Genomic DNA, 8,583 nt, shown 5'->3' with positions numbered 1-8,583 from the left:
TATTTTAGATAATGCCAGTTTCCATAAAAGAAAAGATATTTTAGCCCATATTAAGACAGAAATGCCAAATATTATCCTTGAGTTTCTACCACCTTATAGCCCCGATTATAATTTGATTGAATTAGTTTGGCATTCAGCAAAAGAATATATAGCTCATAGATTGTTTGAATCAGTATCACAGCTAGAAGAGTTATTAAATAAATTGTTAAATGAAGGAGGTCTGATTATTAAATGGGAGCGCAAGATTAAAAATAAAGGTAATGCTGTTTATTAAATTTAGCTGCGTATCAGCTTAAATAACATATATCCTGAGCCAGACGGATGTAAAAAGCGATAGCGAATTCATTGCTAGTTATAGCATTGATAGAACAATTAAAATTTGGGGTGTGCCAGAGTCCCTTAAATACCAGTAGCGACCTGTAAATAACGTCCGAATTGAAAACACATTATTTGCAAACAACTGGTAGTTTCTCTAAGAGGATGTTTGAAAAGTTCTCTTCTCGGTAGCGAAAGGTTCTAGATCCCCCTAAGTCCCCCTTTTCAAGGGGGACTTTGATTCCGGTTCCCCTCTTTTTAAGGGGGGTTAGGGGGGATCAACAAGTGCCTAAAATCACAGCCAACCACTTTTCAAACAACCTCTAAGAAAAACCTTAGCTCATCCTCGCAACTTCTTATGTACCTGCGCTAAATACCACATATAATCATCTATTGTGTAATTATCAACAGCTTTAACTATATATTCCTGAGCTAAATCAAGATTATTTTCAACTTCGTAATATAATCCCAAGTAAAGATGACTGTAAAAATTTCCCTTTATCCCTTCTGATTGACCCACAGTTAAAACATCATCTGGTGTACAATTTCCCGCATACAAATCATATACGCACTGCATAATACGTCGAGGGTCATTTTTCACAGTTAGTAAAGAATTACGTGCCTCTTCAACACCTAACGAACGAGCTATGCAGAGATATCGCCATACTGTCTCTTCTACATCTTGAGCATTCACAGTCAAATCTATTTCAAATTGTTGAGCGCCCTCAGCAAATCTTTCTGCATAATAATACGATAATCCCCGTTGCCAGAGGTAGGGTTTAATACTGGCATCCAGTTGCTCTGCTATGTCAAAATCTTGAATAGATTCATTAATTTTAGCCAATTGAAAGTTAACCATACCCCGGCGAACGTAAGCGTTAGGGTTTTTCGGCTGATTGCGAATGGTTTCGTTCCAGCGCTGGAGTTGATTTTCCAGAGAATTTGAAAAAAACATGAGTTGCCAAGCCTATATAGAGAATTAACTAACATATTTTCAGCTTTGAGGAGAGGATGTCAATCTTGCAAATATTAGGCGTTGCTGATTTCCTGAAGCGTTAACTTTAAAAAAACTGTTTTATGTCATACTTTTGATGCCATGTATTCATTTTCTTATGACCAGCATTATCGAATTTCCCTGGCAGCAAGAGGCAATTATTCACCATAGTCAGCGCCTAATTAACAGTTTTCATCATTGGACGGGAAATTTTTTGTTGGATGTAAATGGTGTACCCCAGGAAATAGCACAAGTATTATTTGAAGCACCTTTTGCATTAGTTTCTCACGGCACTGAATCAGACCCAATTTTCAACTATGGTAATCGCAAAGCCTTGGAACTATGGGAGCTTTCTTGGGAAGAATTTACCAGAATGCTTTCCCGAAAATCAGCTGAAGAAGTTGTGCAGGAAGAACGCGATCGCCTATTATCAGAAGTAGCAACTAAAGGCTTCATCAAGAATTATTCCGGTATCCGTACTTCTAGCACTGGTAAACGTTTTTACATAGAAGATACTATCCTTTGGAACGTTTTAGATGAACAAAATCAGCAGTGTGGTCAAGCTGCTTTCTTCTCTAACTGGAAATTTATCGCATAGAGACTACTGTTTCAGGGTAAGTCCTACAATAAGTCTCAGATATCAAAGCGAAATCCATCCACGAGGTAGAAGAAAGTACTTACAAAATTCCGTATTGTAGGATTGCTGTCTTAAAATCAGGAAAAAACGCTAGTGGTTCCAATTAGAGATAATAATCCGACAACAATCACACCTTATGTAACTTATGGGCTGATTGCTGCTAACGTCCTCGCTTTTCTTTATGAAGCAAGTCTTCCCCCACAAGCATTAAATGGGTTTTTACACCTTGCGGCTGTAGTTCCACGAGAACTCACCCTAAGCTTTGGTGGTATCTCTCTACATCAACCAGTACCAGAATGGGCAACTTTGATTACCTCGCAATTTTTACACGGTGGTTTCTTGCACTTAGCAGGTAATATGCTGTTTCTCTGGATTTTTGGTAATAACGTTGAAGATAAGTTAGGTCATGCCAAATATTTACTGTTTTATTTATCTTGCGGTGTTTTGGCATCATTAACACAGTGGTTCTTCGCTCAAGATTCTAGCATTCCATCTTTGGGTGCGAGTGGTGCGATCGCAGGCATTCTTGGAGCGTACATTCTCCGCTTTCCCAATGCTGAAGTTCTCGGCATAGTGCCTTTAGGGTTTTTCTTCCCAACTTTCCGCGTCCCGGCATATTTCTTTTTGGGATTCTGGTTTCTCGAACAAGCTTTCTATGGGCTTGCTAGTCTCGAAACACGTACCAACATCGGTATGGAAAGCGGTGGTATTGCTTACTGGGCCCATGCAGGCGGGTTTATCTTTGGGGCAATTCTCGGCCCTCTGTTAGGTTTGTTTAACGATAAATCACAGGAAGAATCTTGGTATAAGTGATTTGTTATCAAGACTTTCAATCAGACTGATTAATTTAATAGGTGAAATTGCCTAAGCTTCGCAACTGCTAGCCTTACAAGCTATATTGCAATTAGCCAATATATTTAGGAAAAACACCTGTGTTTCCCCTCTACGACGAAAATCCAACGCGAATCACCCCGTTTTTCACCTACGGGTTAATTGGCATGAATATTTTAGTTTTTGTTCACGAGGTGAGCCTGTCAAATGCACAATTGAGTCAGTTTTTAAATCAGTATGCGGTAATACCTCAAGAGTTAACCACCAATTTGAGTGGAGAGTGGATAACGTTATTTACGTCGCAATTTTTACATGGTGGTTGGTGGCACTTAATCTCAAATATGGTGTTTCTGTGGGTTTTTGGCAACAATATTGAAGATCGATTGGGTCATGCCAAATATCTAATTTTTTATTTGGCGTGTGGTGCTTTAGCTGCCTTATGCCAATGGTTTATTGGGATGAATTCTGAGATTCCCTCCTTGGGAGCAAGTGGTGCAATTTCTGGCGTTTTGGGTGCGTACATCATTCGCTTTCCCCACGCTAAAGTCATGACCTTAATATTTTTAGGGTTCTTCATCACTACAATCAGAATTCCAGCACTAGTAATAATTGGACTTTTTATTGTGCAAAATGTGATATCTGGTCTTGCTACCCTGCAAACAGCTGCTAACATGACTATGGAAACTGGTGGAGTTGCTTACTGGGCACACATCGGGGGTTTTGTTTTTGGGGTGATTCTCGCTCCCCTATTTGGCTTGTTTCGGCAGGACTAAATACAGCATTTCCTAAAAATCGTAGCGAAACAATTGCTACCTCTGAATGCTCTGCGTATCCTCTGCGTTAAAATTTCCATATTTTAAAACTATTAGTTTTTGTTGGCACCTGCTGAAACTTCTTCTGATTGTTCTACCTCAGATGTAAATGTTGATGCTTCTGCAACTTCTTCAGGTACAGAAACGATGATATCAGCACCATTGATAATTGCTCCTAATAACCCCAGTTCAGCTTCCACCAATTGATCGACAGCTTCACCTAGCATATTTTCTTGTGTGTAGTGAGGCCGTGTGACTAATACGATCCCATCACTGTAGGGTTGGATTAACAGAGGGTCGTTGGATACGCTGAGTGGACTAGTATCTAAAATAACCAAGTCAAAACGTTCGCGGACATCCTCAATCAACCGCCGTATTTCGCTAGATTCCAGAATAGCAGCAGATTGCCGCACAGGGCCAGGACTGGGAAGAATGTATAAATTTTCTACATCAGGAACTAAACGGATACATTCACTTAAGTTAGCGTAATAACGTAGGGGTTCAATTGCGGCATCGGGGTCAGGAATTACTTTCAGAGATGTAGAACGAGAAGGCGATCGCAAATCTGTTTCGATAATCAAGGTTCTTTTACCAGCACGGGCAGAAGCTATACCCAAGTTATAAGCACTTGCTGTCTTCCCCTCTAAGCTACTAGTACTAGTAATCAACACCACTTTTAAGTTTTTACCACCAATCCGGCGTAGATTACTGCGGAATTTCTCATAAAATTCTAAATAAGGAGAATCAGCAGAAACTACCACAGGTACTGCTTCTTTATCCAAATCATCAACTGGCATTAAAGGCAATTCTCCCAACACTGCCACTTCCCGTTGCTTGAGGCTCTCGCGAATATCCTCCCTGGTTTTGAAAGTCCCTTCCAGCGCTCCCAACAAAAATATTACTCCACCACCAATCACCACACCTAAGAAACCGCCCACTGCAAGGGTAATAGGTACACTCTTAGGGGGTTTGATGTCGGCAACAGCTGTCGGTCGTCTGGCAATGCTGAGACTGCTAGTAGTTTCTGCCTCTGCGGTTTTAGCATCGGTTAGCTTCACCTGCATTTGGTCATAGATGGATTTTTTGAGGGCAACCTCCTGTTCTAAACGCGATCGCTCTAATTGTTTATTGGGTATCAGAGAATACTCTTGCCGTAACCGCGCTTCTTGTTGGATCTCTTGAAGTAGTTGTTGTTGCAGCGTCTCCCGTTGGGTTTGCAAAGACACCATTTGGTTTGCCAATTGCTGGCGGGCCGGATCTAAGCTGCTTTGGGTGCGAATCCCGGCAACGCTACCCGCAAGCGGAGCCGCCGTCCCATCACCACCTAATACCTCAGCCGCCCGTTGTTGTAGCAATTCCTCAGCAGCTTGTTTCTGACGCATTAACTGAACCATCGTTGGGTGTTCCGGTCGCAAATCCTTTCTGAGTACAGCGATTTGCGACTCACTTTGATAAATTTGCGCTCGTAAGTTACCAATAATGGGATCGGCACTCAAAGCAGAAGAAACATAAGCCTGTCCGACCGTTAAGCCTAACTTATTTTGTAAACTGCGAACTTGACCATCAACCCCAGAAATAGTTAATTGTATTTGCCGTTGGAGATTTTGGCTAGCAGTAACAGCGCTTAACAAGCTGCCATTCTCGGCTGCTAATATTGCCGTTCGCTCGATGCGATCGTACTGTTCTAACTTCTTTTCAGCAACTTGCAATTCTCGTTTAGCTTGTGGTACGCGATCGTTAATCTTTTCAATAATTGCTTGTAATCGCCCAGTATTGATATCACTGCTCAACTTGATCATTGCTTGCATCAATTCCGCCAAAACCTGTATACCTCGTTTGGGATCGGTATCTACATATTTCAATTCCAAAATACTAGATTCCAAATCTCCAGTCCTGGGATTTTTTTTAGGAATAGAAAGAACGATACTGCTACCGAGCTTTTTCGGTTTGACACCAACTTTTTCTGCCACTGCCGCAATTATCTGGTTGGAAAGTAAAACTTCCTCATTCAATTCCTTTCCTTGCTGTTGGATTTCAGTACCAGTTGCAGAGAAAGAAACTGGTGGGCCACTATAGGTAAGTGCGGAAGATGCTATATAGCTAGTAGGTGGCTCTGGTTGCATAGCTACCACAGTTGATCCTACTATCACTAGACCAAAACTAGCTAGTCCAATCCACTTGTACTTATCAAAAGCAATAAGATAGCGCTTAACAATTGGTGGGGTCATGGTCGCTTCGCTCCAATTAAAAATTAAAAATTAAAAATTTAGGAAGCACCAAACTAAAGATAGTGGTTTTGATACAAGAATGCTATCAACTTCCTACTATATATCGGTTGATATCTTTAATATTTTTACATTAACGAATTCAAAAACCAGTTGGAGATGTGGCTTCCTACACTCCCAACTATTTCCAGATTGTATCCTTCTTTTAGAGTTACTAATTTGACCTGCCACCGAAGTTGTCAAAAAACCGGAGAAAGGATTGAACATTGAAGAAAGGTTGGGTAATGGTAGTTAGGAAATTAGTAATTCTACCTATTAGGTTACGACCAACAACAATAACATCATTATCTTGAAGCGCAACATTTTGAGACGCATCGCCTCCTAAAGCTTTTTTAGCATCAAGTTTCTGGGTAACAGCTTTACCTTGTTCAGGATCAAAGCGAACCAGAGCGATATCTCGGAGATTAGCAGTATCAAGATTTACTCCTCCCAAAGCATCTACAAATGTACTGCCGTTAGGCAGTGCTTGAATAGAAAGACCTCCCGCAGCGTAGTTTAAAACCCGGACTCTAATCTGTGGTGTGGCTAAGGATGAACGTGCTACCAAATTGCGGTCATAACCGTCATCATTACCAACTTCACGACGGGGGACGAGGATCGCATCTCCGTCTTGTAAGCGTAAATTAGGGATTGAACCGCCATTTTGCAGTGCTGCGTATAAGTCAATAGTTTGTGAAATCACAGAACCATCAATTAACTTGCGGCGTACTTGTATTTGTCGCAGGTCTGCATTTAACGTTGAACCCCCAGATATTAGCAAGGCATCAGCAACGCGAGGTGTTGATGAATTAATCGGATAAATTCCTGGTCTGAATATTTCTCCGCTAACAGTAACTTGAACTGGTCGCGTCCCTGCCAAAGATACTACTACGATCGGATCTGGGAAAAAGCGACTTAAACCCAAGCGAATTTTTTCTTGAGCTTCTTCTAAAGTTAAACCTTGTAATGACACCGTTCCCACTTGCGGTACTACAATGTTGCCTTCTGGACTAATTACAGCTTGAAAACTTAAGTCTTGACGCTGCGCTGCTAAAGCTAAAACTATTACTGGATCAACCACATAACGATTTAAACCCAAGCGAATTTTTTCTTGAGCTTGTTCTAAAGTTAAACCTTGTAAAGAAACTGTTCCTAGTAGCGGTACTACAATGTTACCTTCTGGGTTGATTGAAGCTTGAAAACTCAAATCTGGAAAGCGCTGAACCGAAACGCTAATTCCATCTCCTATGCCTAAGCGGTATGGGCCAGGAGGACGCTGAAGCACAACGCCAATTACATCTCCTGGCCCCAAGAGGTAGCGGCTGAGTTGGCTGGAAGTTTCGTCATTTGCACCTGGAGGTACAACCTCAGTCTCAGTACCTGGCACAGGCGAGGGGGGTTGCCTTGGTGATTGTCCTTGAGGTGGAAAAGGCAGGGCAACAACAAGTTGGATAGGTGTTGTTAAAAAAACTCCTACTTGAAGACTGACAAAACACAGGGCGCTGAATGCACGCATATAAGAAGTGGGATCTATGAACATCGGTGCAGAAAAAATGATATAGAAATTATTCGCGCCGAGTCGTTATTTTACTCTATAAATGTCCCCAATGTCTCTGGAGTCTGCAAGTATTTACTAAGAAAAAGAGAAGAACTTTACTAAATTTAAATTCTAACTTCATATTATCAACATCTTTTGGCTAAGTTTTAGCCTAAATGTAATTATAGAGATACTTTTGATGAATCTCTGCACAAAGGCATTCATCAGAGACTCTACAAAGGGCCCGCCATCAATGCACTTTGCACTGTTTCCCCCATAGACTTAGCTAAAGACCAAGATGTTTCTACCTGCCCTAAAGGTTCCATTGGGATTAGAATACTCACGCTTACCCAGGGAATGCGTTGCTTGCGCCACTGGGCCAATTGATCTGCCAAGAACCAGTGGAAAGGTGATGGATTTCCGCCGTCTGGCATCGCGTACCATTGCAAGACAGCGAAGGTTTGCTGTGGTGTAACGGCGCGAAAGAACCTAGCTTCTACTATAGTTTCGACATTAGAAGCCAACTTTCCAGGCGGTTTCACGGTAAATTTTGCCGAACGAGATTGCGCTACATCCCACTTTCCCCAGCGCGATCTTCCCCAGCCGTTAACATCTGTCCACTCTACCTCTGGTTGATCCATAGGCCCATTTTGCGGCAGTAAAAGCAGGATTGCCTGAGATTGGGAACCTTCTTTTTTAAGTGTCTGCAAAGACCATTTATGTTCGCCAATTTCCTGTTCTGCTTGTTCAGTAGTTTGCCAACCAGGAAGAGCTAACCCAGTGTTGCGGATCTGTTTTAACTCCTTAAGGGTAGTAACAGGTAGCGGCTGTTTCCACTGCCAGTATCCTGTCAGGTATCCAGGAACCCCTCCTATTGCTAGCAGTAGTAGCAATAACAAAAGTGCTGCTACCTGACTGAATTGGTTTTCTTTGAAAAACTTGGAGAATGAAATCATCAGTAAAATTTGTGTTACTTAGGCAAAATTTTACTTTATAAAATCACACCATGAGTTCAGTAATATTTATGAGTAGATTAAGAGGGAGGGGAGCAGCGGGGAATAGGGAATGGGGAATGGGGGAGACAAGGGGGATAAGGGAGATGAGGGGGATGAGGAAGATGCGGAGCAGGGAGCAAGGGAGAAGAGTTTTCCCCCTGCCCCCCGCCCCTCTGCCTCTTTTCCATGCCCAATGCC

Annotated in this window: 8 protein-coding genes; 4 read left to right on the top strand and 4 right to left on the bottom strand. The window is 41.9% G+C overall.

All coding sequences use genetic code 11. The features are described 5' to 3' along the window. Positions 1-274, top strand: a 274-nt coding sequence (locus HWQ36_RS00830; RefSeq protein ID WP_292697082.1) for a transposase, incomplete at its 5' end; no start/stop codon positions are given. Positions 275-655: 381 nt separating this feature from the next. On the opposite strand, the gene HWQ36_RS00825 is transcribed toward HWQ36_RS00830, so the two are convergent. After that, complete coding sequence (locus HWQ36_RS00825) at positions 656-1,270, bottom strand: hypothetical protein (RefSeq protein WP_292697079.1); 615 nt, start codon at positions 1,268-1,270, stop codon at positions 656-658. A gap of 157 nt (positions 1,271-1,427) precedes the next feature. Between HWQ36_RS00825 and HWQ36_RS00820 the strand changes: the two genes are divergently transcribed. The 3 genes from HWQ36_RS00820 (at position 1,428) to HWQ36_RS00810 (ending at position 3,550) form a co-directional block, all read left to right on the top strand. After that, complete coding sequence (locus HWQ36_RS00820) at positions 1,428-1,907, top strand: MEKHLA domain-containing protein (RefSeq protein WP_292697076.1); 480 nt, start codon at positions 1,428-1,430, stop codon at positions 1,905-1,907. A gap of 132 nt (positions 1,908-2,039) precedes the next feature. After that, positions 2,040-2,759 carry a rhomboid family intramembrane serine protease gene (locus tag HWQ36_RS00815; protein WP_292697074.1) on the top strand — a complete coding sequence of 240 codons (720 nt, stop codon included), beginning with the start codon at positions 2,040-2,042 and terminating at the stop codon, positions 2,757-2,759. Positions 2,760-2,878: 119 nt separating this feature from the next. Continuing rightward, on the top strand, positions 2,879-3,550 hold the full coding sequence (locus HWQ36_RS00810) for a rhomboid family intramembrane serine protease (protein ID WP_292697072.1): 672 nt from the start codon (positions 2,879-2,881) through the stop codon (positions 3,548-3,550). 92 nt (positions 3,551-3,642) lie between these two features. On the opposite strand, the gene HWQ36_RS00805 is transcribed toward HWQ36_RS00810, so the two are convergent. From HWQ36_RS00805 to HWQ36_RS00795, 3 genes are all read right to left on the bottom strand, one after another. After that, entirely contained in the window at positions 3,643-5,817 is a 2,175-nt protein-coding gene (locus tag HWQ36_RS00805) for a polysaccharide biosynthesis tyrosine autokinase (protein WP_292697070.1), read from the bottom strand. A gap of 211 nt (positions 5,818-6,028) precedes the next feature. Next, positions 6,029-7,393: a polysaccharide biosynthesis/export family protein gene (locus tag HWQ36_RS00800; protein ID WP_292697067.1), complete on the bottom strand. Its 1,365-nt coding sequence runs from the start codon at positions 7,391-7,393 to the stop codon at positions 6,029-6,031. A 230-nt stretch (positions 7,394-7,623) separates the two neighbouring features. Continuing rightward, positions 7,624-8,346 carry a cyanoexosortase B system-associated protein gene (locus tag HWQ36_RS00795; RefSeq protein ID WP_292697063.1) on the bottom strand — a complete coding sequence of 241 codons (723 nt, stop codon included), beginning with the start codon at positions 8,344-8,346 and terminating at the stop codon, positions 7,624-7,626. Between the last annotated feature and the right edge of the window lie 237 nt (positions 8,347-8,583).

The sequence above is a fragment of the Nostoc sp. NMS2 genome (assembly GCF_017115105.1).
In the GTDB taxonomy this organism is placed as follows: domain Bacteria; phylum Cyanobacteriota; class Cyanobacteriia; order Cyanobacteriales; family Nostocaceae; genus Nostoc.
Note: the sequence above shows the minus strand (reverse complement) of the source record. Positions and strands in the feature narration are given on the sequence as shown.